Genomic DNA, 26726 nt, shown 5'->3' with positions numbered 1-26726 from the left:
ATAACAGGGAACCCGCTCTTCAGCAACAATGCGTTAATTCGGCCGATAACTGATAAAAAAAATGATGGAACTAATAGAGCAGCAGGTAATAAATGACAACAAGGAAATCTATGCCAAGATCCAAAGTGAACTTCTAAATGCGGAATTTGAGATTCTGATTGCTACGGGGTGGTTCACTGACGAAGATTTGTTTGATATAGTATTGCGCAAAATAAATGAAGGTATTCATGTTGATATTATCATTGCGGATAACCTGGAAAATGAAAAGCTTGATTTCGAACTTTTAAGATCAAAAGGTGCATCTGTTCTGAAAATCAAGAATAGTGGATATGGCATAATGAATCAGAAATTCTGTGTCATCGATCGTCGTATTGCCCTTCACGGTTCTTACAATTGGACAAAGAATGCCAGAAAAAATAACCAGGAAAGCATCATAAGTACCAACCATGAGGAAACAGTAACAGGTTTAATGGCAATTTTTATCGGGATCAAAGCTAAAATCAATGAGCAAAAAAGCGATTCTAATCTACCAGGGGCTAAAACAGTTGCCCAAGCAGATCGTGTAAAAAGCGCTTCTGTTGAGGGTCCGGATAGAACAGGTGCTGAATTCGAGCAGGTACTGGACTCCATGATTGCGGCAGAGGTAGGCAGTTTCGATAGAAAACTGCTGCGGGAGCAAGGATTTGAGCGGTGCAGAGCCAATCACGGTGATCACCAGGTACTGTATAAGTCATTGGATACTTTATATTCTGTATTCATTAACGACATCGACGTTATAGAAGATAAAAAGAAGCGGTTGGAGGCCCGCATTGATGAACAGCGTGTTAAGACAAAAGATAAGTTAAATAAAATTTCCGAGTTGCAGATTAATCACCTGGAACGTGAACATGAGTTGAACAAGGCGAACCTGAATAGAAAAGCAACAGATTTGGATGCTGAGGTTCAGGTCTTACAGAAAGAAATTGAAGAAATCAGGCAAACACAAATACCTCATATTAAACAACAAGAAGCTGGCATAGAGTTGCAGCTGAGAGCCGCTGAGCAAGAGCAGGCACGACCTGCGATTAAATGGTTTGAGATGCTTCCATCCGCTGTGCTGGCTTTTGTCTTATTTATTTACCTTCTGATCTTCTATTCATCCGCTGCATATATTTTACTCTTTAGCGTTGCAGATGCTAAAGAAGCTGATGCTTTAGGCGTTTCAGCTGCTGTTGCCCAGATATTCAATCCTTATGCAGTAACTAAGGTGTTTCATAAGGGTGGGACCGCGCCTTTTTTCATCTTCCTTTTCGCTTTTATTCCCCTGGCATTCGCTGTTATTGACCGGTTTACCAAGAATGAGGTGCTAAATCAACTACTCTATTGGAGTGGTGTGTTGGTATTAGACGGAGCTGTAGCCTATAAAGTTACAGAGGCGGTATACGGTGTAAACTATGCAAGGGGCAATGTTGACCAACTTTGGGAAGCGATGATGGCTTTTAAGGACATGAATTTTTATCTCGTCTTTGTCTTTGGTGCTGTTGGACTTATGCTATTCAAACTTGCTTATAAAAAGGTCATACACCAGTTTAAAGAGCGGAGTTTTGATATGCTTCAGCAGCGACAGCAGGTAGTGATGCGCCAATTAAATGACGAATTACTCCTGTTAGTTGATAAAACTTTGGGCTTACAAGAAGAAATTGCGGGACTAGAGAAAAAAATTATTCAGCTAAAGGGTGATATTAAAAACACTGAACAGGCAATTCAGCAGGCACCTATTCTGTTAAATCAGGAACTTCAAAAGGAACGGCGACAGCTGTTAACAGACAACGATACCATTGACAAAATTGCGACCATTTATACCCTGCATATACAATCGGATAATCTGCCAATATCGGTAGATGCACTTAAAGATCGGATCAATGTGTTTTTGGAGGGCTGGAATGACTACTTGTTTCTGGAATATGCCGTTTCCAAAGCAACACAGAAGACGGCGCAGGCTCAGGAAGTAGCACAAGAATGGCAGTTACTAAAAACGAACAATAAACTTGACAAACGGGTAAAGATCCATGCTCATGAATAAACTCCTACTTTTTTTAACGCTTACACTTTCCGGCCTTATGTTGCCCAACTCTGACCCGAGACCCTCTAAGTTCGAGATCACGCATTACAATATCACTTTTGCACCTGATCTATCGAATAGAGTTAACCCGGCAAAATATGCGAGAGCGCTACAAGATGTTACAATTTTAAGCAAACTGACAGAAAACCTTTACCCCTCCATTCTGAAGCAGGGGAGGTCCGAACAACAACGGGATAAATTTCGGGTAGACTTCATCAACAAGGGGTTGATCGGCACATATAACGTTCAAACTCAATCTTTGTCATTAGATTTTGGGCGATTCGGAACTAATCAGCTGGCGCGGATAAACTATATCAAACGAAGGAACAACCCGGCTGAGTTTTTACAACGTGATATCGCGCGATTGAACAGTGAATTTTCCAGGATTTATAATGTGGCAAAAACCCAAAACTTCGGTGCTGATGTTTGGACTTACCTAAAGGAGTTTGAGGGTGAACGTGTATTGCAAACAGAGAACGGTATACAGGACGACGCCGGGAATACCTACTTTAACAAGTACAAAAACATTTTAATAATCACTACTGATGGCTACATAGAAGCTGGAATTTATGGACAGGGTTATGATCTGAGCCAAAGGAGGGTGGACGATTTCAGAAATGCTTTCATCAGCTCTGGAGAACAGGACTTAGAGGCTTATTTCAGGAAGCGCAAAGATTGCCGGATTAAACCAGTACAAAACAAGAAACTCAAGAACGTTGAAGTGTTGGTAATGGAGCTATTTGACCGCTCGAGGTCGAGAGATGGCAGGGCTATGATCCATCCTACCGATCTCGATATCCTAAAACTTTTTTGGGCTGATTGGCTGAAACAATCCGGTGTGAAAAGATATGAGCTACAACCTTGCGCGGATTCCAAAGAAGAAGCTGAAAAAACCATCCTTAACTTTCTTGGCGTTACAAAGAAAACTGATGCATCCCCATCAATAAATTAATTTTTAATCTATCCGAACTGTCTTGGACTCGTGATGGGTAATTTGATCCTGAACTATTTGAATTTAATCTTTTTACCAATTGTACTAAATATAGCATCGTTAAAGGTGGGACGTGCATTGTTTTCAATGTAGGGCATTTATGTATTTGAAACTTAAAATATGTTTATACTACTATATCAGCAGTTTATAAAAGTAAATTCCTGGGCACACTCCTTAATTGTATTACTGCTTATTTTGCTAATGCTGATAATTATTATTGTTCAACTGAACATCTCAAATGAAACCGGGTCGAGACGGAGCTTTATTGAACTTCTAAAGTGGATAATGAACCTTATCAAACGTAAATAGCCACTGATACAGCAAAGATTTGGGGGATTTGCTATTCATCATCCAATTATCAGGAAACTCCATATGGGATGCTCGTGGCTACGAAACAAGTAGAAAAAGCCGTTGAGTCACTCCACTAACTTTTTTGTGCAATAACAGAGGTTTGCAGATACATGTTTACCGATACTTAAAAAAGGCAAATACCTCATTAGATATTTACCTTAGAGTTGGGCGAATTCTCAATGTTTTTTGAAGTCTTTGCTGATATAAACTATGAACAGTAGCAGCGTAAAGCCTTTTCAGGGCATCCGACAAACGAGTAATTAAAATAGCATTTTTTGATGCGCTCTCCGGCCTGATAAGATTTAACCGTTCAAATAAGTGTCCTGAAGCTCTATCCTTTTGTTTTCCTGCGAAAGGCAGACGCCTTGCCATCTAACCTTGTTTTAAACACGATGTTGCTGTATTGGTAAGTTTGGTCAGTAAATCAGCAAAGGAGGAGACCATTTGTGTGATGACCGGTAATCATATATAGATTCACAGGTATCGGTTTTTGGTCAGGCTTAGACTTATCAATCTGGTTATTGTCGCTTTACTTCTGAGCCTTTCCAAACTATGGACAACGTTCCTTGTTGCTATGCTGGGAATGAAAATCGCCACCTACAATATCAATGGCATTCATGGCCGTTTGGACGTCCTGCTGCGCTGGCTAAAAAAAGCGCAGCCAGATATCGTATGCTTGCAGGAATTGAAATCAGAGTATAATAAATTCCCGGAGAAGGCTGTTAACGATGCCGGATACCAGGCCATTTGGCTTGGCCAGAAAAGCTGGAACGGCGTGGCCATTTTATCCAAAACAGACATTAAGGAATTGAGAGATGACCTGCCGGGCGCAGATGAGGAATTTACGCATAGCCGGTACATTGAAGGATTTACCGGAGATATAGTTGTAGGTTGCATCTATCTCCCAAACGGCAATCCCTGGCCGGGGCCAAAGTTTGACTATAAACTGCGATGGTTTAACAGACTGGCTGATCACGCGAAAGACCTGGTTGACCGTGACCTGCCGGTGCTCCTGATCGGTGATTATAATGTGATGCCGACCGAACTGGATACCTATAAGCCCGAAAAATACCGGGATAACGCTTTGTTTCGTCCGGAAAGCCGCAAAGCTTTTAAAGACCTATTAGACCAGGGCTGGACCGATGCCATCCGGACACTATATCCGGATGAACCGATCTATACATTCTGGGATTATCTGCGCGATGCATATGGAAGGAATGCAGGTGTGCGCCTGGATCATTTCCTGCTTAACAAGCAAATTGCCGGAAGGCTTATTGCCGGAAACGTAGACAAAGAAGTACGCGGCTGGAAGGGCGCAAGCGACCATGCGCCGGTCTGGATAGAACTGACAGATGAAAATGAAGCACCCAAACAAGGGAAAATAAAAAAAACGAAAGTTAAGGCAGCTGGCCCGGAAAAAGAAGAGATCAGCACTGAACCAAAAGGACTCGCAGAATTGCTCAATGAACTGCCTAAGGTCCCGGTTCTTGCTGCCATTAAACCGATGAAGGCCACCCTGGTCGATGAGCCGTTCGATCAGCCTGGCTGGATATACGAGATCAAATGGGACGGCTACAGGGCACTCGCTACACTAAATGAAGGACAGGCTACATTAACATCAAGAAACAACCTGGTATTCGGGCAATTTCAGCCGATCAATGATTTGTTGGAAAGTTGGGATATGAATGTCGTACTGGACGGTGAGATCGTGGCACTGAATGAACAGGGCACCGCGGATTTTGGCGCTTTGCAGAACTGGCGCAACAAGAAAAATGCGCTGCTGGCTTTTTATGTTTTTGACATACTCTGGTATAACGGGCGCGATCTGACCGGGCTTCCGCTAAGATCAAGGCGCGAGATTCTGGACGCTGTTTTACCTAAAAATAGTGAATTGATCCGTCCAAGCCAGGTGTTTGAGGTTGGTGGCATCGAGTTTTTCGAAGCAGCAAAGAAAATGGGCCTGGAGGGTATCATCGCCAAACGGGCTGATAGCCTGTACACTTCGGATGCACGCTCAAGGGAATGGCTGAAGGTCAAAGCCAAACGTCGGCAGGAAGTGATTATTGCCGGCTTCACGAAGAATGAGGGCACCGGCAAGTATTTTAGTGCATTGGCTATAGGCGTTCATGACCAGAGAGGTGTGCTGCGCTATATCGGCAAAGTTGGCACCGGCTTCAACGACGGCAGGCAAAAAGAAATGATAAAGCTGTTCGAGCCGCTAATAACCAAAGAAAGCCCGTTTGACATAGAGCCGGATGTAGATGAGCCATCGCAGTTCAGGCCAAGGCGCTTAGGTGCAAAAGCGACGTGGCTAAAGCCGCTACTGGTATGTGAAGTCGAATTTGCGGAGATCACGAGCGATGGCAAAGTACGGCAGGCGTCCTTCAAGGGAATGCGTACTGACAAAGACCCGAAAGATGTGGTCATGGAGATCGAAACAGATACCCAGGAGATTATTGGCGATATTAACTCACCGGATGATCCGCTACCAATTGTGCCAACACAAAAAGCGGCACGTAAAAGCAGAAAGGGTTCAGTGCTCCAATCATCAAAAAAACCGGCGGAGCGGTTGATCACGTCCACAAAAGAAACCGAAGAGGTGAAGGTTGATGGACACTTGCTCAAATTGACGCATCTCAATAAATTATATTGGCCTGAGGACAAAGTGACCAAACGGGATATGTTTAACTATTACCATCAGGTCGCGCCCTTTATGGTGCCCTACCTGAAGGACCGGCCCATGTCGCTTAACCGCTTTCCGGGCGGCATACATGGCGAAAGTTTCTACCAGAAAAACGTCAGGGATAAAGCGCCTGAATGGGCGGAAACAATGCCGCATACCAATGGCGAGGGAGTAGACAAAGATTACCTTTTGGGTAACAATGAAGCAACCTTACTTTGGATGGCCTCTTTAGGCTGCATAGAAATAAATCCCTGGTTCAGCCGGATAACTTCTCCCGATAATCCTGACTATTGTATCATTGATCTTGACCCGGATAAACAGCATTTCGATCAGGTGGTACAGGCCGCACAGGAGGTGAAGAAAGTACTGGATGCCATAGATGTCCCCAGTTACCCTAAAACATCCGGATCAACGGGCATGCATATCTATATCCCCCTCGGTGCACAATATACATATGATCAAAGCCAGCTGTTTGCCAATATCATCGTAAAATTGGTGGAAAAACAAATACCTGATTTTACTACCCTTGAACGCATGATCTCGAACCGCAAAGGGAAAATGTACCTGGATTTTTTGCAGAACCGTCCGGGTGCCACCATCGCGGGCGTTTATTCTCTCCGTCCTAAGCCGGGCGCTACGGTCTCCATGCCGGTGACCTGGGAGGAGGTAAAGCCCGGACTGACAATGAGGGACTTTACCATTCATAATGCCATTGATCGGATCAGGGAAACGGGAGATCTTTTTACCGGCGTTTTAGGAGAAGGAATTGATCTGGCTAAAACCCTTAAAAAAGCTCAAAGCATCTTTAATTAAAGAATAAATAAAACTCGCATTAATGGTCGATAAGAAATCCTTATATACGCTAATGAAGAACTGATTCCAGTAAAGCTGCAACAAGCTAAGTCTCTTTTACACTGATTAACAACATTCAGGATAACTGCTTCCAAACGGCAATTCATTCTGCATCTTGTTATCCAACTATCATCTGCGGCGCTTTAACAGACGTTCCCAGTCTAGCATTAACTTTATTAATGAAGTAAATGCACGCCTCGGGCACAAACTTCTCATTGTTCTGATGCATGAAAAAATAAAGTGACTTCAAGCCCTTTGCTGACCACTCACCAATCCTCCCAACCCAGTCATCCATTCTTTTGTAATCAGTTGCATCTAGGTTGTTGCCTACAAATCGTACAATAGCGTCGGTAGTGGTTAAATCCATGTGCACACAGTCACGTCTGCCAGAGGTGTCCGAGATGATTGTGCCCATTTTAAGCTCAGCAAATAAATTAAAAACTTCTGTATGAGCGCCGGTATCAGAATACCATTTTTTGTTTCGAAGCTCCACAGCTACCTTAACGCAAGGATCTAACGTTTCGAGGAACGCCTTAAGCTGCGGAAAGTTTTTCGGCGAAAAGTTATCACCCAGCTGCAATAGCAACGGTCCCAAGTGATCTCCATACCCGCTTAAACTTTGGTAGAATTGAGCAGTGATTTCCTCTGCATTTTTCAGCCTCCGGATATGTGTTATAGTTTGAGGAAATTTCGGGCTGAACTTAAATCCTGGGGAATCTGTTACTTGTTTTACCCAGTTACCTATTTCTTCCGCAGTATAAATCTTGTAGAATGACCCTCCAAATTCAACGCTGTTGAAGTTTTGGCTATAAGGGCGGATTAGTTGGTTGTCAGGAACTCCCGAAGGGTAGATTATACCTTTCCAGCTTTTCTCACCCCACTTCGATGCGCCTACGTATATTTGCAAGGGCTCAACACCACCTTTTTGTTGAAGCGTTTTATTGGTTAGCTCGGTGTCAGGTGGCAGAGTGAAGTCTATTTCGTCTAGTGAATCTTTAACAAGCCCGAATTCCATAGCAGCAAAGTAAGAAGTAAATATTTAAGTTCCATACTCCACATGCTAAGATTTATATTTGCGCATGGACATTGAACATCCTTTCTTTGAATTTCCAATGGAGTACGCTGGCCAGGCAGTAGTATGCAAAGTGGTGATGCAGCCAACGAGCTACGACGTTATCTTTGATGATCGCTTTATGGGATCAATTGCTCATACAGATGAATGGACCTGGATACAGAAAGACGGTGTGATCTTGACGGATGACATAATTGAAGAAATAGGATTTAGGATAGAGAGTCAGTATAAATAATACATCATGCCCGAAATACCGGATCTAAACATATTCAGGAAGAACTTAATCAGTAAGCTTGTTGGTAAAACATTGTCTAAGCTCACGATCTTAATTGACCGACAGCTCAAAGTGCCTGAAGCGGCGCTTAAAGAAGCATTTGAAGGGCAAGTATTAACGGATATTAAAAGGGTAGGTAAGGAGCTGCATTTTTCATTTGGCAATGGCCATCAGTTAGGTGTTCACCTGATGCTGCACGGAACGATGTACTGGTATGAAGTGAAGAATGAATACCGGTTTACAATTGCCGAACTGCTGTTTGATGATGGTACTGGTTTAGCGATTACGGACTGGCAGAAAGCCGTTATTTTAACGCTTGATCCTAAACCGGTAAAAGTGCCCGATGCTATGGCCATGCCGGCAGGATATCTCAAGAAAGTACTACCGAAATCTTCACATCTGATCAAAACCGTGTTGACGGAAGGCAAAACCGTTATTGGTATCGGCAACGCCTATGTCGATGAGATCCTTTATGAAGCTAAGATTTCGCCATTCTCGATTGCCAACAAGATCCCAGAAGAAAACATAGATGTGCTAACGAAAGCCATCAAAACTGTTCTCACCAAGGCAGAACATCACATCTTAAAGAACTTCCCGGACACCATTACCGAGAAGGAGCGTGACTTCCTGCAGGTGCACAGGCCAAGAGAAACACAGACACTTTCCGGTGAAGAAATCCTGAAAGCAGAGATTAAGAAACGTAAAACCTACTATACGGCAGATCAGGTGCTGTTTGAGTAGAATGTGCCTCTTTGAAAGCTTAGTTTAGCTGCAAACCTTCTCAACGAGCTTATTGTTAACCAATAAACTAAAACTATGAAAAAGATATTCAGCATGTTGACCCTGCTGCTGTTTGGGTTAGCAACATTTACCCAGGTTAGCGCCGGCACGTTCCAGGACACTACCAAGAAAACTAAAAGTGGCAAGCTTAACCGCCGCTATAATGCAAACAAGCATTTAAAGAAGGACGGGACGATGGACATGCGTTATAAATCTAGCAAGAACGCCTCCAAAAAGGTAGAGGCTGAAAAGAAGAAACCGGTTAAACCATAAGCAGAAATATACTACCTTGCCACCTCGATGAAAGTGGCTCTTGCCACATAATTGTGATAAGGTTTAGGTTAAAGCCCCCGAGCAGCAAGTGTTAGGGGGCTTTGTTTTTTTCTGAAATTTTTGCAGATTGCAACCTTTGTACCTGTTGGTACGTTGAAATACTACCTGTGAAAAATTAATGCAGTTTTCTAACTTGTTAATTTTGACTTATTACAACTTCTAAATCCTCCTATCAACCGTCGTCAACAGTTGAACTTGGTTCAGAATTATCGCACAATGTTATTGTGTGGTCAATGATTTTCCTGATGTTATTATTAGTAATCGTGCAATTAAACGCCTCCAAAACAAGTGGAACGCGCCGCAGGTTTTTTGCTTTTGCAAAGGAGCTGTATAGTATTGCATATCGAGTGTATGACCGACTCCCATAATCCCTGATATCAGGTTTGTATTAATCTAACTATTAAATTTTTTTAGCGCTTTACTAATCACATGATTGAGCCAATCAAAAAACTCGTTGTTTTTGACGACGATGAAGACATCCTATTCATTTGTAAACTTTTATTTGAAGACTTAGGCTGGGAGGTACATACTTTCACAGAGTGTACTAATGCAGTTGATATTGTTTCACGAATTTTGCCAGACGCAGTTATAATGGACAATTGGCTGCCGGAAACCGGAGGTGTAATTGCAATTCAAAGACTTAAGAAAAATTCGCTTGTGAGAACGATTCCTGTGATGCTTATGACAGCTAACTCCGAAATAGAGAAGCTTGCCAGTATAGCATCAGCCGACGCTTACTTGAAAAAACCTTTTGATCTAGATGTATTAGAACAAAAAGTCAACGGTCTGCTTGTAAAAGACAGGCTTTGTCGTAGTTGAGATTGCGATCAAGGCGTGAGGGCTTTGTTATTATGGACGTCATTCCCTCGCGGAATACTTATTTTTATAAACACTCTTGCATTTGCTAATATTTTTAGCATAGCTTTGTATTCAAATTTTAATGATATGAATGCAGAGTATGATGTTTGTGTGATTGATGGTGTCGATCACATCGTTTCTTTAAAAGACGAATTCACTCTTAAAGTACTGCCCCCTGACTATGAATTTCCGGGCTTTTGGGAGAACATAGTATCTTACAACTATGGAGTTGAACCTTATAATGACGGTTCTCTGTTCCCGCAGGCTGAACATACACTGCTTGTGACTGGTGTAGATACTGATTACGAGCTAAACAATCCTTATCTGGACAATTCCAAACAGTGGCACAACGCTGTACAATTTTATTTACATCACACTTATGGCGACATAGCAGTAATAAAGTCAAGCTCACCGATAGATTACGAGCATGACGTCATTATGGATGAGGACGATTTTGCAGAGGCAAATGCTTTCTATAAAGAGCAAGCAGAAGCATTTCTTGCAGTTAAAGCAGCTAAGAAAAATAAGGCTGAGTAACGATGGTAGTTAAGGTCTACAAGCGCGGAGAGCTGCATCCCGGCAGGCCTTTAGCCGGCTTTTGGGTTCACGCAGCATTTGAGAGTCCCGGCACTGATTACGAAGAAGACCGTATTAGCCTTGATGATTATGTAGGCACCCATCCCAATGCCATATATTACGCAAGAGTAGTAGGTGATTGCATGGAATATTCCGGCATAGAGGATTCTGATTTGCTCGTTGTAGACAAAAGCCTTAAGCCAGTTAACGGCGATGTGATCATCGGTGTGCTAAACGACTCACACTTACTAGCCTGCTACATAGAATTTGAAGGAAAACGATATTTAATGCCCGATAACCCCAAATACGCTCCGCACCTGATCAATGAATACGACCGTTTTACAATTGAAGGAGTTGTCCCGCATTCTGTCCTCAACCAAAGAAGGCAGAACAATGTTCGCGTTAATCGACTGCAACAACTTTTACGTATCGTGCGAACGAGTCTTTCAGCCTGAGCTGCGCGGCAAAGCAGGGGTAGTGCTAAGCAACAACGACGGGTGCGCCATCGCTCGTAGCCAGGAAGCCAAAGACCTCGGCATAAAGATGGGCACTCCATATTTCGAATTAGAGAAGCTTGTAAAAGAAGGTAAGCTTTGGTTTCGCTCATCTAACTACACGCTCTATCAGGACATGATGCGGCGTGTCACCGGCATTGTCTGCGAGATGTGGCCGGAAATTGAAATCTACAGTATTGATGAAAGCTTTGTTGATCTCGCTATGTTTCACGCCCATGATCTTGAGGCAATGGCAAACGAGTTGCGAAGTAGGATCCTGCAGCAAACCGGTATACCCGTTTGCATAGGCATAGCTCCCACGCGTACACTCGCCAAAGTAGCCAACCGTACCGCCAAGAAGCTTTTTAAAACAGGTGTATGTGTGTTGGATGATGCTGGACGTACCGCATTTGCAATGGAGCATATGCCTATTGAGGATGTATGGGGTGTAGGGCCCAAGAATGCAGCCAAGCTGATAAAGATCGGTGTCAACACCGCTAAGGATTTTGCCGCTGTAAACAACTACGAGTACATCCATAAGCGTTTTACCATCACCGGCCTGCGTACCTGGTATGAGCTTAACGGTAAGTCGGTGCTGAGCATGGAGTATCTGCCACCTGATAAGAAAGGTATCTGCACCGGCCGAAGCTTTGGTCAGAAGACAGATGATTACAAGGTGATAGAAGATGCGCTGTGCGCTTTTGTTCAAAACTCAGCACCTAAGCTGCGCGCGCAGGGTTCTTTATGCGGTCAGCTGCAGGTGTTTCTTCATACCAGCCAGTTCGAGGTGGTACATAAGCTGAAAAGCGCCGCTCACACGATGGATCTGGCCATCCCTACCAACATTACTCAAGAGTTATTAAAGTATGCTGTGCAATGCCTGAAGCGCATCTATAAGCCCGGGTTTCCTTATCAGAAGGTCGGTATATTTCTTACCAAGTTCACTCCGGAGAGTGCCCGGCAAACTTACCTGATGGAGGATATGACTAAGCGGGAGAATATGCTTAAAGTGGCTAAGATCGCTGATAAGCTCAATCACCTGATGGGGAAAGATACCGTTCGATTCGCTGCTATGGGCTATGAACAGCCATGGCGGATGCGTCAGGCGTTGTTGTCTAAACGTTATACCACTAGGATTGAGGATGTTTTGAGGGTGGGATGGGGGTAAAAAAATATTTTTTATGTTTGATGTAATGAATTCTTTAAGTATATTGAAAAATGCTAGTTAAATCAGGTAAATATTCTGCTTCGGAGATCGCGGCTGCCCTTGTACAAAAAGGTATAGACAGCGGCGCCCCTGTAACGCAAATGAAATTACAAAAAATGGTTTATTTCGCTCATGGGTACAACTTGGCCATTAAAGATTAAAAACTAATTAAAGAAGCATTTAAAGCTTGGAAATTTGGCCCTGTTGTACCGAGCCTGTACACCGAGTATCAACTTTACGGGAATCAACCTATAACGAACTTCAATAAAAGTAGCGGAATATACTCAATACTCGACTTTGACGATAGCTTATTAGGGGAAGACGCAAAGGAGGCTATCGATTATACTTTGAGGGCTACTGCACATTTAACTGCTGCTGATTTATCTAACTGGACACATAAGAAAGGATCGCCATGGGACGCTGTTTATAAAGGTGAGGATGGCACCAAACCCATAAGCGACGATCTAATTAAAGATTACTTCAAAGGCTTCCTTCTTAAACAATGAATGAGACGTTAGCTCCGGAAGACCTGCCATTTGAAATTGGAATTGATGCGTCTATATATGGGATGAATCTGTTTTTCTTTCGAAAAAGCAAAAAAATGCCATCAGAAAGGAAAAACTTAAAAGTGATCGTCAAAATAGAAAGGAGAGAAAAAGATATGCTGAACTTGTATTCGTATTGATTAGCCTGTGGATCGTATGTGTTGTCACCATTTTTATCGGTGCCGGTAATGGTAGCTTAAATTACTCCGATTCAGTTTTAATTACATTATTAACAACTACAACAGCGAACATCATAGCAATATTCCACTTTGTAATGAAGTACCTGTTTAGAACGCCGTAGTACAAACATTTATAGTGACTACAAACTATTCTCCGGCAAGATCAGCCCCTCATCATTATTCGGGACCTTTTTTTTATTAACAGCGTTAATGCGCTTTGATACCCGTACGCGGTTCATCAACTCATCAGGGAATGGAACGCAAATGTTCAGCAGGGCAGATGGTGAAATATCCTTTGACAACCAGAGATCCTCATTCTCTTTACTCAAGATTACCGGCATACGATGTTTATCGTGTACTTCACCAACAAGGTCGTTTGATTCAGTGGTAACGATTGAAAATGTTCTGTAGGGCTCTTTTGTTTCAGGATCTCGCCATTGCGACCATAAACCAGCGTAAGCATATAAAGGTCGGTCTTTCAATGTAAACAGGTAAGGCTCTCTATCCTCCCTTGATGTCTCGTTTGGTATTTTCTTCCACTCGTAAAAACCCGTGCTGAGCACCAGGCAACGCTTGTGTTGTTCGAATAACGGCCTCCAAATCTTGCTAGTCAATAGATTGCGAGTTTTGGAGTTGAACGTCTGCTTCTCCAGTTTGCCTGTTTGTGATGTCCATGGTATGATCCCGAAATGCATGGACTGTATAGCATGAGGTTTATCAGCAGTAATCACGAAGCTCTCGTTGGTGACCGCTATGTTCCAATTCTGCTTATACTCAGCTTCCATTTCAGCTGCATAAGCTGCCAGTATCACTTTTTCAGCCGCGGCTAGTACAAATCGTGCACACATAGATTATTCGTAATGATCTTCAATGCGCGCAGCAAGTTTGTTAATTACTTCTTCTGATAGAGGCATGCCTGATATCTGAATCCAATCTTCTTCATGCTCAAGTTCTGCTATTACATAGCCGTCCTTCTCGACTCCGAAACTTCCATCACTTTGGGTGATCCTGTAAAAGTGCTCTACACCATCTACCGTCTCATTGAAAACGAAACTGTCCATGTTTTCACCGCCGTTCAAATCCCTCTGCAGTACATATACAACCTGGTCAAGCTGCTCCTGGGTAAGCTTGTCTGTTGAATACTCCCATTCGTAAACGTCTTTTATCTCGAAAGCAATCTCGCCGTAATCTTCACCATTTGCAGTAAGGCTGTAAACGCCGGTGGGGAGCGGTACACCGTTATAGTCAAAGGTAGTAGGTGTGGCTTTGACAACGAGGATCGAATTGCTTAGAGGGATGTTTATGCTTTTCATAGATGTTTGACTTAAAAGGTTATTTCGTCGTTACTGCTTTCTTGCTTTTGTATGTAGTCGATGACCTGTTTGGCTTCTCTCTCGCTTAATTGCTTGCCTACATACATGTATAACAAGGTATTCTTGTCATAGTGCACCGCACCCAGGGAGTAATCTTCTTTTGATAGTTCTTCTTGGTTCTCTATGTCTGCAGGATCGCAGCAAAGCTCCAGAGAGTAGACGCCTGTTGCCGCGTGACCTTGCCGACCAGTTGGCTGGTACTCGGGTGCGACCTCAACATTAATGTATTCGCCGGTATCCCTGATGATATGAACTGAATAGGTTTCGAAATACATGCATTTGGATTAGTTAATTGATATACAGTCAAAAATAAATTTTGTTAGCCCTGTAATACGCAGCGAGTATTAGAAGGGTTGTGATATATCTTCTAAAGAAGTCAGCGTGTTCATGGTCAAAAAGTATTTCAGCTGATGTTTACAGTTCTAAGGTAAACTCTTGAGAATGGTTAGATAAGATTGCAAAAAGAGTCAAATGAAAAGCCTGTATACATGTAATTGAAGAATTTAGCAATTTTTTACATTGCTTTTATCAGAATGGACGGGATCTAACCATATTGTAATCGCCTGGACTATAATTTTTATAACGTGTAATTCAATCAAGTCATCAATAAGTCACCCAATAACTTGAGTAGTTTTGAGTCTTTTTAAAGAACTTTCTATTTTAATTAAAAAAATGTGTCAAGATTACAAGCTCCTATTACAATTAACAAACAGGCTAATTAAACTGACAATTTATTATCGATAGTTATATACTATTGCGTTGTTGATCTTATTCTAGGAATTTTAAAGAAAAAAAACATTTTCATGCGGTTTTTCCACTCTTAACCTCATCTTAGTTATAATCAACCACCTTTTATCAGTATAAAAGGATCGTCATTATTTTCATCTTTTTGAATCGTCTCCTAGTAATAAGTACACCCAAAACCTGCGCTTCAGGAAAATGTTTCAGACAGGACGTTCTTACAAGCTCGGCCCAGTACGTTTAAAAAATTTGACCTTAGTTGATGATAGCCTACGTACACTCTTTAAAATAATATTTTGAATATTGTTGGTTTTTTTAAAAAATAGTTATATTTAGCTAACCTAAATTGACTGAATGAGACCTATTTTTCTTTTAACGATAATTTTTAATTTATAATTTTCATCTGATAATACTTATAAGTATGATCAAAAATATTGTCCGGCCGACAGGCGCGGGGTTAACCTTTATTGCCCAAAGAAAACCAAAAGGTAGTGTATTGCACACTTTATAAGCGACGCTGAACAACCAACCCATGGCGTAAGACAGGTGAGGAAAACCTAAAATTGGCCACGTAACAATGTGGTAGAATATGAAAAAAATAAATTTAAATCGTGAAAAGTTGCAGTCAAAAAAACTTCAACTGATGAAAGACAAAATTTCAGATTTAAGCAATGAGAACATGCTGAATGTTCTGGGTGGAAGCGGTTACATTAGTCAGGTAGTTCGTTGCGGTCCGACAGGTCCTGGGGGATGTGTTGTTCCCACTACTGCTTTGGCTAGTTGCCAGGCTTCTTGGTGTGGCTGCTAACCAACAACAGGTTCCTGGTGGATGAAGCTAGGAACCTGTATTCAATCATGCCAATTGAATAATTGTAAAGCTGATATCAATGACCCTGATTACAGAGCGAATTATCCCTATACTCCATCGCATACACGAAAATACGGCTGTATTATCGACTGGCCATGCCGGACTGATGTCTGGCGACGCTGGGCTCAGACTGTTCACATATCAGTATAACAAATATTTTAATCAATCTTTAGCGGTTCCAGTCGACGCCACAGTTTTGGAAGATTTGGTCGCTGTTGCGTACAGGCTAGAAAGCGCGACCTTTTGCGACGGTAAAGCTGGTGTGAACTGGTTTTTTAACTACCTCAATAGAGAGGATGTGATTTCTCAGGACGACCTGGATTTTATCTGCGATGACAATGATGAAGTTGCCGCAAGGGCTGTGGAAATGACTGAATATAACAATTATGACTATTTGCATGGTGGCACGGGCGTCTTTTACGGGCTATTATATGGCGAACCGAATAAAAACAAACCATATTTTGATCGTTTTTTTTCTCTTTTAACAAATCTAGTTAACGAAAGCCCCGGCAAAGACATTCTCCCTTATTTTGCAATGGAAGAATACGGTTTGAAGTTGGGGGAGGTGAACCTCAGCTTATCCCATGGTATATCAAGTGTTTTGAAGTTTTGCATGGAGTGTATAAGAAGAAAAGTGTGCACGAAGGATGCCGGACACCTTGCCGCTAAAATTGCAGAGTATTTGTACCAAAATCACAGTGACGGCAGTGCTGGTAGCTATTTTACCAGCATTATTAGTGGCAAACCGGACTTCTCTCCCAGCAGAATGGCCTGGTGTTATGGCGATCTTTCGATCGGCTATATCCTGCTTCAATACGGTTTGCTCACCGGAGAGCATAAATTTCGGAAGCTTGCTCTTGAAGTGTTACATCATACAATCCAGCGAAGAAATTACAGAAATGAAATCGTTAGTGACGCGGGCATTTGTCACGGAACATCCGGCATTGCTCATATATACAATCGTTTAAGCACAACTTACCAACTCTCCGAATTTGAGAGTGCCCGCGATTATTGGATGGATCAAACATTAATTAAAATCGAGGGAGCAAACTGGCGGGACGGCTACAAGAAATATAATGGCTATTTAAAGGTCCATGAGGAAGACCATGCACTTTTAGAAGGAAGTGCAGGTATTGGCCTTGTCCTATTGAGCCACATTTCGTCGGATTTTAATTGGGATTACTTATTAATGCTACACTGAAACCCCGATATTTTATATCGACCTTGATATGTCAAAGATCAAACTCGGGCTTCTTGATTTTGGGTACCGGAGGAAAAACACTTCCGGAATAAGTGTATTAAACGATATGTTTGAATATGCCTCCTTAGCTGATGATCTTGGCTTTTCGTCTCTTTGGTTAAGTGAACATCACAACAGCGGTCAAGGTTGGAGCAACCCTGAAATGCTATTACCTGTTTTAGCCAGTTACACCAAAACAATTAATATTGGCGTGGCGGGTATATTAATGGCGATTCATTCGCCTTATCGTGTTGCGTTGAATTTTAAAACATTGAGTACAATTTTTCCTGGCCGTATTGATCTTGGCCTTGCTAATGGCTATATAGATCCCCTCATCGACCTAAAATTCAATAATTGTCATCCAGCAGATTGGAATTACACGGAAAGATTTAATAAACGCACTTCGGAATTGCTGCATTACCTTCATTTTGAAAAGCAATTGTTATCAAAAGAAAAAACTTTCATTCCACCATTCGGCGGTGATTTACCAACAGTTTTTCGACTCAGCGGGAAACTTGATCATATTCTGGGAAGCGTAAAAAGCAAAATGCATCATTGTAAATCGACCTTTCATTCTGAAGAACTTGACATTTTTGATAAACGGATGATTTCGGAATGCAGGCGAAGGTTTTTTGAGCTCCACGGATCAGAACTGCAAATCAGAATGGCGGTATCCGGGTTATGCGCTGTAAACATGATTAATGCCAAAAGAAACTTTCTACAGTTAGAAACGAGTACGCTGAAAACAGCTAAAAAAATGATTGTCGGATGTCCCTCATTATTTCGTGACAAACTTGAGGAACTCCAAGATCAATCGGGTATAGATCATTTCATCTTTTATGACCAGTCGTTAAGCCCGCGCAGCCGGAGAAAAACGCTGGAGCTTCTTGCAAAAGAATTTACGCTTTGAATTAGCCAAATAATGAGACCGTGAAAATTTATCACCTCACCTAATACTGATGAACATTATTCAATCTTATTGGTCTGCACCTTCGAAAAATTCGGGAAATACCGTTTTCGACCGGCATAGCGGAGGCTGGTTGGGGGAGCGCGAACATGCAATAAGCTGGAGCCTAAGTTGCCTGAAATTAAAACAGTTTTATCCCTACCTGCAGTTGTTTACTGATGATAATGGTTCAGAATGGCTCATTGATAAACTTAATCTTCCGTATGCTGAGGTATTCAATTGCCTTAACCATATACCGCAATTAAATCCGGCGCTTTGGGCACTGGCAAAGTTGTTTGTTTATAATCTGCAGGAAAAGCCATTCGTGCATGTTGACGGAGACGTTTACATTTGGGAGGCGTTCAAAGCAAGCTATTTGAAAAGTGAATTACTAGCACAAAATGAGGAATACGACTTGGATGAAAGTCCCTACGGCGACATTTATATCAGCTCGGCGTATAAATTTCTTACGTCAAAAACTGAGCTTCCAAAGGAAGTGAAATTTTATATTGCTCAATGTAAAGAAAGCGGTAGATTTTATGGGTATAACACCGGGGTTGTCGGAGGATACAATCTTGAGTTCTTCAGAGAGTATACTCAGTCAGTGTTTGATTACTTACATAACAACCCGCAACAGGTTTATGAAGGCAAAGATATGAGCTTTTTTGAACAGTTTTTTTTTCACTCAATGGCTAGTGCAAAAGAACGGAAGGTTTCTGTATTATTTGAGCCACAACCTGCAGTATCTCCGACGGCATACGCTGAAATGATGCAATTTAATCTTGTTCCATTAAAGGAAAAGTTCATCCATGTTGTAGGTATAGGGAAAAGGAACCGGGTGCCTGCAGCCCAAGTTGCTATGCGGCTCAAATACGAGTTTCCAAAGCATTATCAGCATATTGTAACACTCTATCCATACAAGAAGTTCTATTTCCCCGCAAAGACAGAAGTCACAGAGCAGTTGGACTCGATTTTTCCGTATACCCTAAAGCTGCTGCAAAAAAATGGCTCAAGTATTCGTTATCGATCGATACAGTCCTTTACTAAAGCGGTTGAAAAGGTGATTGGTGAAGAATTGCAAAGTACGGAACTGCAGCTTCTCAACGATTTTTTTCAAATCGAATATTTCAGGTATAAAACACCTATATATCAATCTTCTGAAGAGGCAGCCCGGCCTGTGCTTGAAAAATTATACACCTTATCTCAGGAAGGTTTTATGGACTTGAAAATGACATTCAATTCAGCCGCGGGAAGACTCGTTCTCATGTTTTATCCGTTCCCTACTGAATTAACGTCGGCAAGTCTCCTACAGCACTTTGATCGTGTACAAAATGAGAGGGCTGTAGAATTTCCCTATATGGCCATATTAACCTACAGATCTAATGAAGTTGAGATTGAAGCGCTAAATTCATGGGGAGCATTGCTGTCCTATTTCGAAGGAAAGTCACGCTCAGGGTGGGATCTTTATAATTATTTAAAAAGTGAAAAGCGCTTGGAAGGGTATGCAGAAAGGTATCTGAAAAATCAGGTTTTATCGTTCATGACTACCTACAGCGTTTGTTATAACTACCTGGTATTAACTACTCAATAATACTTATATAAATATGCTAAGAAACTATGGGAAGTTACTCTTAAGGGTTCCCCTGCAAAGCCTGGAAGCTGTTGATGCGATCGGAACTGACGAACCGACTGCCTTCCGGGACGGAATATATCTATCCTCGTGGGATCTTTTTAAAGAGTTGAACAGAAGCGGCAACATTTCTGAAAAGGATAGAAGCCGAATGCATTTTGCTTACAGTAAGTACTGGATCAGGAGCTGTACTCGCTGCACCCCATATGCCACTTTCGCCGGCTTTGCCATGGTCAATATTTTGCCGCAGCCAACGCGAATAGTGCTGGATAATAAGGAATCCTACGGGCTACAACTGAGGGTGGATGTTGATTTTGTTAACGGATTAGCTCACCGGCTTTCACTTGTTCCGCAGATTCGTGAACAAATCAGGTTTTACACTAACAATAGTTTGTACGAATTAACTGACAGTTATCGTTACGCCGAGTACAAGTTGGAAAATGGTCGTCGAAAGTATGAAGTGACATCATTGAAAAAAAATCCCTACTTAAAGGACATACTGACCCTAGCCAAAAACGGCGCGACAGTGGGTTCACTTCAAGTCGCGCTGACCAAATTTGAGGGCATCACCCTGGATGATGCAAACGAATTTATAACCGAGCTGATTGAATCCCAATTGCTCATATCAGACCTTGAAACGACAGTGACCGGCGAAGAACCATTCGATCAATTGATTAAAAAACTGTCGGGAATAGTAGGTTTTGAACACACATTGCAGAAACTTGTTCAGATACAATCTTTGCTTAGCTCTGTTCAGAAGGACACCGCCTTGATCCATTACATTAACGAAATATTGAGTCAATTAACTGAAAAGCCAATGCTTAACAGCTTTGTGCAGGCTGATCTTCTGCCTAAATTAGCGCAAAGCACTATTAACGACGGCCTTGTTGAGGAAATAACGCATCAGTTGCAAGATCTTTTTCTACTCTCTAGGCCGGCGGACCACCCGGAGATTGAAAATTTCAAAAACGCCTTTATAGCCAAGTATGAGGATGCCGAAATGCCGTTGGCATTAGTATTAGATGCTGAATCGGGAATTGGTTACGGCGACTTTAACGAGGACACATCAGCCAATAACGTCCTCATCGGCGACTTGGTTTTTCAGAACAGACAATCTGTCTCCGGTAGCGAGTTTGATGAGATACAGCAGCTGTCGCTTAACAAATACTATGATTTCTTAAAAAATAAAAGGTCACATATCAGTATTGATAAGAGTGACCTGACGCCAATGAAGAAAAAAATGGAGAGCTATCAATTTTCAACAAGTATCTACGCGCTTGGTAGCCTAATGCAATTATCCGATGAGCTGGGTAAAGATCATTTTTTGTTTGATGTGGCGGCGTTCGGGGGTACTTCCGGAGCAAATCTTTTTGGAAAGTTTACTCACTCAAGTAAAGAGTTAGCTGCGTTGTCGTCAAGGATACTTAAAAAAGAGGAGGAGCAATATCCGGATGCCATCTTTGCAGAAATTGTTCATCTTCCAGAGGCACAGGTGGGGAATATTCTTTTACGTCCGGTTTTGCGACCCTACGAAATTCCTTATGTTGGACGATCAGGCGTAGATCAGGACCACCAGATTCTTTTGGAAGATCTATATGTAAGTATACGACAGGGTGAGGTAATCCTGGTAAGCAAAAAGTTAGGAAAGAGAATTATTCCAAAACTGACAACAGCACATAACTTTAACTACAAAGGACTTCCGGTTTACAAATTTTTATGCAGCCTGCAAAGTCACCAAAACGCAAAGATGAACATTTGGGATTGGGGGAATCTAGATAGTCTACGATTTTTGCCAAGGGTTGTTTACAGAAACTTGTTACTTAAAAAAGCAACATGGAAATTTACCGCTGATGATATCATAGATCTTCCGCTGGAGAAGGAGGATATACAAGAATATTTCTCCAAGTTCAGGCTTAAATGGGAATTACCAATGCGCGTGAGCTACCTGGAGGAGGATAATAAATTGTTAATCGATTTTTCACAAGATCATGGAATCAGGATATTTGTTTACTATCTGAAAAAGCTGAAACGGATCATTGTTGAAGAATATCTATTTACGCCAGAGAATTGTATAGTGAAGGACCGAGAGGGCAAGTCTTATACAAACGAAGTTGTGATTCCATTCTTTGAGGATAAGGTAGAACTGCGCTCAGCATCATTGAAACTAAGGGTAAAGAACCAGGGAGTAAAGGGAAAGTTTATTCCCGGGAGCGAATGGTTGTATTTTAAAATTTACACGGGGTTAAAGTTTGCTGAAGAAATATTGAAAAATGAATTATTCAGATTCGTCGATGAGGGCTTGACACAAGGGCTTTTTGAAAAGTTTTTTTTTATCAGGTTTAAAGATGACGGCCCTCATCTAAGAATACGCTTCTACAATGCTGAAGAAAGCAAGCAACATGAATTGATGCGTGCTTTCCTCAACGCATGTCAGCCGTTAATTAATAACAATTACATACAGCGCGTAGTCTTGGATACTTATGTTCGAGAAACAGACCGGTATGGTGAAGATTTAATAACCCATTCTGAGGATTTATTTTTTCATGATAGTCTTTCCGTAATGCGGTTACTAAAACTAATTGACGGTCCAGATATCGACATCTACCGAATGATTTTCGCGATTCGCGGAATTAATATCCTGTTAGATGATTTCAAATTCACTTTTATGCAAAAGGAAAAGTTCTCCAAATATTTGCAAGGGATGTTTTTCAAAGAATTCGGTGCAGGTGATCATTTACAGAGCCAGCTTAATGATAAATACAGGAGCTATCAGTCATTGATTTTTTCACACATGGATGCTGATAGTGATAAGGAGAATGATATCGTGGATGCTATAGAGATATTTAAGGAACGTTCAAATGCGAACATTTTGGCAGTTAAGCGAATTTTAAGCGAGGTAAACGCAGAGCAGAATTGGCAGCGTATTGAGGAACTACTAGCCAGTTACATCCATATGTTTGTTAATAGACTTTTTATAGGTAAGCAGCGAATGAACGAACTTGTAATTTACCATTTTCTAGAGCGCTATCACCGGTCAAGATCCGCAATATTAAAACGTGATCAGACGTCTACTACTTCGATCTCCACTAGCAACACGGTTCGATGAGAGGATTCAAAAAATTTCCGGTTTACAGGCAGCTTGATCAAATGGATTGCGGCCCAACTTGCCTGAAGATGGTCGCAAAATATTATGGAAAGCATTTTTCACTCGAAACTTTGCGCGATCTTTCTTTTATTACCAGGGAGGGCGTGAGTCTTAAGGGGATTAGCGAGGCAGCTGAAAAGATCGGCTTCAGGACCCTGGGAGCAAGGATGACTTTTGAACAGTTGGATCAGGAAGCGATACTCCCCTGCATTTTATATTGGAACCAAAAGCATTTTGTTGTTCTACCCCCGCAGAACTACAATTCAAAAAGTAAATTTATTCAGATTGTAGATCCCGGACATGGCCTTAGAAAAGTTAGCAAAAAAGTGTTCTTGGAATGTTGGGCCAACAAAGATAAGGATTCCGGTATTGTTCTTTTGCTGGAACCCAGCCCGCGCTTCTTTGAGAAGGAAGATGAAAGGGATAAAAGGATAGGTTTAGGATACCTACTACGTTATTTGGCCCCTTTTCGTAAGCTCGTGACACAGCTGTTCATAGGTATGATAGTAGGAAGCGTTCTATCTCTTATTGCGCCATTTTTAACGCAAAGTATGGTAGATTATGGCATCAATCAACAAAATATAAGTTTTATTTATTTAATATTATTTGCGCAACTCGCCTTATTTTTTGGAAGCATTTCCATAGAACTTGTTCGTGGCTGGTTACTCTTGCACATTAGCTCCAGGATAAACATCTCGATAATATCAGACTTTTTAATTAAGCTAATGAAGCTTCCTATTCGATTTTTTGACACCAAATTATTAGGTGACATTACACAACGTGTTAACGACCACGTCCGAATTGAACAATTTTTAAGCAATACCACACTTCAGACGCTTTTTTCTCTGGTTAATCTTCTTGTTTTCTCTATAGTTTTAGGCTTTTACAGCCTTACGGTTCTTTCTTTGTTTGTTGTCGGTTCACTTCTTTCAATCGCCTGGATGCTATTTTTTATAAAAAAGAGGGAGCAATTGGATTACGAACGATTTCAAAAAATGACTGATAACCAGAACAACATTTACGAAATCATTACCGGCATGCAGGAGATCAAACTTAACAATAGCGAAACGATGCACCGCTGGAGCTGGGAGCATGTACAAGCCACATTGTTCAAAATAAGCGTAAAAAGTCTTTCGTTAGAGCAGTATCAGGTTATCGGCTCTAGTTTTTTCAACCAGCTGAAAAATTTGCTGATCGCATTTATAGCGGCTAAAGAGGTTTTGAACGGTCAAATAACCTTTGGTATGATGCTGAGTATTTCCTATATCACTGGGCAGATGAATTCTCCCATTGATCAATTAATAAATTTTTTCAGGACCGCTCAGGACGCAAAACTAAGTTTGCAGCGATTAGGTGAAATCCACTCAAAAGACAATGAAGAAAAGGGTGATGAGTTGCAATGGGTCGATGAGCTGGAAAGCGGCCAGATCGCTGCTGATCGGGCAGCTATCGTCTTGGAAGACGTATCATTTCGCTTTGGCGGAGAAGGGACACCATTGGTGTTAAACAACATTAACTTAAGTATCCCACTAGGTAAGACGACCGCTATTGTCGGAACAAGTGGCAGTGGAAAGACCACGTTAATGAAACTCCTTCTCCGTTTTTACGAACCGCTATCTGGAAGTGTTCATTTAGGAAGCACTGCATTAAAGGTAATTTCGCCTAAATGGTGGCGATCGATGTGCGGTGTTGTAATGACCGATGGTTTCATATTCTCCGATACCATAGCAAAAAATATTGCGGTTCAGGATCAGATAAGTCAAAAGAAGGTTGTGGAGGCGACCAGGTTGGCCAACATTGATGAGTTTATCAATTCTCTGCCTTTAGCTTACCAAACCAAGATTGGAAGTACCGGAAATGGCATCAGCTCCGGTCAAAAACAACGTATTTTACTTGCGCGTGCTTTCTACAAAGATCCGAAGTATTTATTCCTTGACGAGGCAACAAGTACCCTTGATGCCAGAAACGAAAAGATCATCATCGAAAACCTGAGTAGCTATTTCAAAGGCAGAACAGTGGTCGTGATTGCGCACCGGTTGAGCACTGTTAAACACGCCGATCAGATTGTTGTGATGGAGAATGGAAAAATTGTCGAGACGGGTAATCACCATTCCCTTACGCAAAAAAAAGGAAAATACTTCGAACTCGTAAAAAATCAATTGGAATTGGGAAACTAGCGATATGGAAGAAAGAAACGATATTTTACATCATAGCGAGGAGGTTCACGACATTATAGGGCAATCTCCGCCGTCGATACTATACGGAGCTAATATTCTGATCGGATTGATCGTTTTCGGAATACTTACTGGCGCCTCATTTATTAAATATCCCGATATCGTATCGGGAACCGTAACTATTACAACTCTCGAACCGCCGGTGAAATTAGTTGCACGTTCTGCTGGAAAGATCACTGACCTTTACGTTAAGGATGGCGAGCCTGTAAGTAAGGAACAAATCATCGCGGTCATTGATAATCCAGCAAAAACAAGCGACGTTTTACTATTAAAAGCAGTGGTAAATGCACTCTCGGGTTCAGTTGACCTGAAAAAAACAACCCGTTCATTATATCTTCCCGAAAATCTTATCGTTGGAGATATTCAGCCCAACTATGCATATTTATCAGAGTCATTAGCTAATTACAAGTTCTTTGTCGCTAATAATTATTTCGCCCATAAATTGGAAAATTTACGGGCGCAGAAAGATAAATTTTCAAAGATTACAAATAATATTCAAGTAAAAGAAAAATACTTAGCAGATCAGCAAAAACTGGAGGCCTGGCGGGACAGTGTTAATTATGTACTACTGAAAACAAAGGTAATTTCTCTAAGTGAATACAATACCATAAAAAAAACCTTTTTGAACCAAAGTATATCAAAGACGGATAATACCAGCAGCTTACTGCAAAATCAAGAGCAGCAGGTAGCAGTTGAAAGTAATGCGTCTGATCTCCGACAACAATACAATACCGGAAATAAAGAAGTAATCATCAATTTAAAAGATGCAATTAGCCGCGTCAGAGGACAGATTGCAGCCTGGCAGCGGCAGTATGTCCTGGAGTCGTCGGAAAGGGGAACCCTTACTTACTTTTGGATCCGAAACACCGGTCAGACGGTGAACGCTGGGGACCCTGTATTTATGATAGTTCCCGAGCGAGCGCAGTACCAGGCAATTGTCAAGTTACCACTATTCAAAGCTGGCAAAATACGGCCTGGACAAGAAGTATTACTCAAACTCCAGGAATATCCTTTTGAAGAATTTGGCGCCTTGAAAGCAACGGTAAAAAAGATATCCAACGTAACAATGGATAATTTCTACGCTGTTGAATTGGAGCTTAAAGACGGGTTTGTTACCACGAGAAGAAAGAAGATTGACCCGAGAACATTAAGCAGTGGTGTCGCGGAATTCAAAACAAGCGATCAAAGTGTATTGCAGCGCATTTTCAATGTCTTGTATGGAAAAGTAGGTTCGAAATAACAGAAAGCTTAAA

Annotated in this window: 24 protein-coding genes; 19 read left to right on the top strand and 5 right to left on the bottom strand. The window is 41.6% G+C overall.

What is annotated here, in order from left to right:
* The first annotated feature begins 61 nt into the window (after positions 1-61).
* Entirely contained in the window at positions 62-2062 is a 2001-nt protein-coding gene (locus DYU05_RS06160) for a phospholipase D-like domain-containing protein (RefSeq protein WP_117382083.1), read from the top strand.
* A complete protein-coding gene (locus DYU05_RS06155; RefSeq protein ID WP_133300175.1) occupies positions 2055-3053 on the top strand; it encodes a hypothetical protein in 999 nt (332 codons plus the stop codon). Before DYU05_RS06160 ends, DYU05_RS06155 begins: the two co-directional genes overlap by 8 nt.
* Positions 3054-3596: 543 nt before the next feature.
* On the opposite strand, the gene DYU05_RS20885 is transcribed toward DYU05_RS06155, so the two are convergent.
* The gene (locus tag DYU05_RS20885) at positions 3597-3815 is read right to left on the bottom strand and encodes a hypothetical protein (protein WP_133300174.1); all 219 of its coding nucleotides are present in this window, start codon (positions 3813-3815) and stop codon (positions 3597-3599) included.
* Positions 3816-4026: 211 nt separating this feature from the next.
* Here DYU05_RS20885 and ligD point away from each other — a divergent pair, with 211 nt between their 5' ends.
* The gene (gene ligD / locus DYU05_RS06145; protein WP_117382080.1) at positions 4027-6939 is read left to right on the top strand and encodes a DNA ligase D; all 2913 of its coding nucleotides are present in this window, start codon (positions 4027-4029) and stop codon (positions 6937-6939) included.
* Positions 6940-7096: 157 nt separating this feature from the next.
* On the opposite strand, the gene DYU05_RS06140 is transcribed toward ligD, so the two are convergent.
* Positions 7097-7993: a DUF72 domain-containing protein gene (locus tag DYU05_RS06140; RefSeq protein WP_117382079.1), complete on the bottom strand. Its 897-nt coding sequence runs from the start codon at positions 7991-7993 to the stop codon at positions 7097-7099.
* A 97-nt stretch (positions 7994-8090) separates the two neighbouring features.
* Between DYU05_RS06140 and DYU05_RS06135 the strand changes: the two genes are divergently transcribed.
* The 9 genes from DYU05_RS06135 (at position 8091) to DYU05_RS06100 (ending at position 13078) form a co-directional block, all read left to right on the top strand.
* Positions 8091-8285: a hypothetical protein gene (locus DYU05_RS06135; protein ID WP_133300173.1), complete on the top strand. Its 195-nt coding sequence runs from the start codon at positions 8091-8093 to the stop codon at positions 8283-8285.
* Positions 8286-8291: 6 nt separating this feature from the next.
* Positions 8292-9065, top strand: coding sequence for a DNA-formamidopyrimidine glycosylase family protein (locus DYU05_RS06130; protein ID WP_117382077.1), 774 nt, complete (start codon positions 8292-8294; stop codon positions 9063-9065).
* 75 nt (positions 9066-9140) lie between these two features.
* Positions 9141-9377, top strand: a complete 237-nt coding sequence (locus DYU05_RS06125; RefSeq protein WP_117382076.1) for a hypothetical protein — start codon at positions 9141-9143, stop codon at positions 9375-9377.
* Between the two features lie 489 nt (positions 9378-9866).
* A complete protein-coding gene (locus DYU05_RS06120) occupies positions 9867-10256 on the top strand; it encodes a response regulator (RefSeq protein ID WP_117382075.1) in 390 nt (129 codons plus the stop codon).
* 126 nt (positions 10257-10382) lie between these two features.
* Positions 10383-10832, top strand: a complete 450-nt coding sequence (locus tag DYU05_RS06115; protein ID WP_117382074.1) for a hypothetical protein — start codon at positions 10383-10385, stop codon at positions 10830-10832.
* Between the two features lie 2 nt (positions 10833-10834).
* On the top strand, positions 10835-11326 hold the full coding sequence (locus tag DYU05_RS06110) for a LexA family protein (protein WP_117382073.1): 492 nt from the start codon (positions 10835-10837) through the stop codon (positions 11324-11326).
* The gene (locus DYU05_RS06105; protein WP_165852005.1) at positions 11265-12533 is read left to right on the top strand and encodes a Y-family DNA polymerase; all 1269 of its coding nucleotides are present in this window, start codon (positions 11265-11267) and stop codon (positions 12531-12533) included. The genes DYU05_RS06110 and DYU05_RS06105 overlap by 62 nt, the downstream gene beginning before the upstream one ends.
* A 50-nt stretch (positions 12534-12583) precedes the next feature.
* Positions 12584-12733 (top strand): Panacea domain-containing protein, encoded by a 150-nt coding sequence (locus tag DYU05_RS21040; RefSeq protein ID WP_165852004.1) that lies wholly within the window; start codon positions 12584-12586, stop codon positions 12731-12733.
* 6 nt (positions 12734-12739) lie between these two features.
* Positions 12740-13078 (top strand): Panacea domain-containing protein, encoded by a 339-nt coding sequence (locus tag DYU05_RS06100; protein WP_117382071.1) that lies wholly within the window; start codon positions 12740-12742, stop codon positions 13076-13078.
* A gap of 358 nt (positions 13079-13436) precedes the next feature.
* Here the strand turns inward: DYU05_RS06100 and DYU05_RS06090 are convergent, their stop codons facing one another.
* The 3 genes from DYU05_RS06090 to DYU05_RS06080 are packed head-to-tail and all read right to left on the bottom strand — an operon-like array spanning position 13437 to position 14944.
* Positions 13437-14144: an SOS response-associated peptidase gene (locus DYU05_RS06090; protein ID WP_117382069.1), complete on the bottom strand. Its 708-nt coding sequence runs from the start codon at positions 14142-14144 to the stop codon at positions 13437-13439.
* Between the two features lie 3 nt (positions 14145-14147).
* A complete protein-coding gene (locus tag DYU05_RS06085) occupies positions 14148-14609 on the bottom strand; it encodes a hypothetical protein (RefSeq protein WP_117382068.1) in 462 nt (153 codons plus the stop codon).
* Between the two features lie 11 nt (positions 14610-14620).
* Positions 14621-14944: a hypothetical protein gene (locus DYU05_RS06080; RefSeq protein ID WP_117382067.1), complete on the bottom strand. Its 324-nt coding sequence runs from the start codon at positions 14942-14944 to the stop codon at positions 14621-14623.
* Between the two features lie 1055 nt (positions 14945-15999).
* Between DYU05_RS06080 and DYU05_RS21495 the strand changes: the two genes are divergently transcribed.
* The 7 genes from DYU05_RS21495 to DYU05_RS06050 all read left to right on the top strand — a co-directional run bounded on the left by DYU05_RS21495 (position 16000) and on the right by DYU05_RS06050 (position 26713).
* The gene (locus DYU05_RS21495) at positions 16000-16218 is read left to right on the top strand and encodes a class I lanthipeptide (protein ID WP_133300172.1); all 219 of its coding nucleotides are present in this window, start codon (positions 16000-16002) and stop codon (positions 16216-16218) included.
* A gap of 79 nt (positions 16219-16297) precedes the next feature.
* Entirely contained in the window at positions 16298-17479 is a 1182-nt protein-coding gene (locus DYU05_RS06075) for a lanthionine synthetase LanC family protein (protein WP_117382066.1), read from the top strand.
* Between the two features lie 28 nt (positions 17480-17507).
* Positions 17508-18428: an LLM class flavin-dependent oxidoreductase gene (locus DYU05_RS06070; RefSeq protein ID WP_117382065.1), complete on the top strand. Its 921-nt coding sequence runs from the start codon at positions 17508-17510 to the stop codon at positions 18426-18428.
* 49 nt (positions 18429-18477) lie between these two features.
* Positions 18478-20055, top strand: coding sequence for a DUF6734 family protein (locus tag DYU05_RS06065; protein WP_117382064.1), 1578 nt, complete (start codon positions 18478-18480; stop codon positions 20053-20055).
* A 13-nt stretch (positions 20056-20068) separates the two neighbouring features.
* Positions 20069-23200: a lantibiotic dehydratase gene (locus tag DYU05_RS06060; protein WP_117382063.1), complete on the top strand. Its 3132-nt coding sequence runs from the start codon at positions 20069-20071 to the stop codon at positions 23198-23200.
* On the top strand, positions 23197-25416 hold the full coding sequence (locus DYU05_RS06055; RefSeq protein ID WP_117382062.1) for a peptidase domain-containing ABC transporter: 2220 nt from the start codon (positions 23197-23199) through the stop codon (positions 25414-25416). The genes DYU05_RS06060 and DYU05_RS06055 overlap by 4 nt, the downstream gene beginning before the upstream one ends.
* 4 nt (positions 25417-25420) lie before the next feature.
* Entirely contained in the window at positions 25421-26713 is a 1293-nt protein-coding gene (locus DYU05_RS06050; protein WP_117382061.1) for an HlyD family secretion protein, read from the top strand.
* Positions 26714-26726: the final 13 nt, after the last annotated feature.

Source organism: Mucilaginibacter terrenus, assembly GCF_003432065.1.
In the GTDB taxonomy this organism is placed as follows: domain Bacteria; phylum Bacteroidota; class Bacteroidia; order Sphingobacteriales; family Sphingobacteriaceae; genus Mucilaginibacter; species Mucilaginibacter terrenus.
The sequence above is the reverse complement of the archived record's forward strand: the minus strand, read 5'-3'. Positions and strand labels throughout refer to the sequence as shown.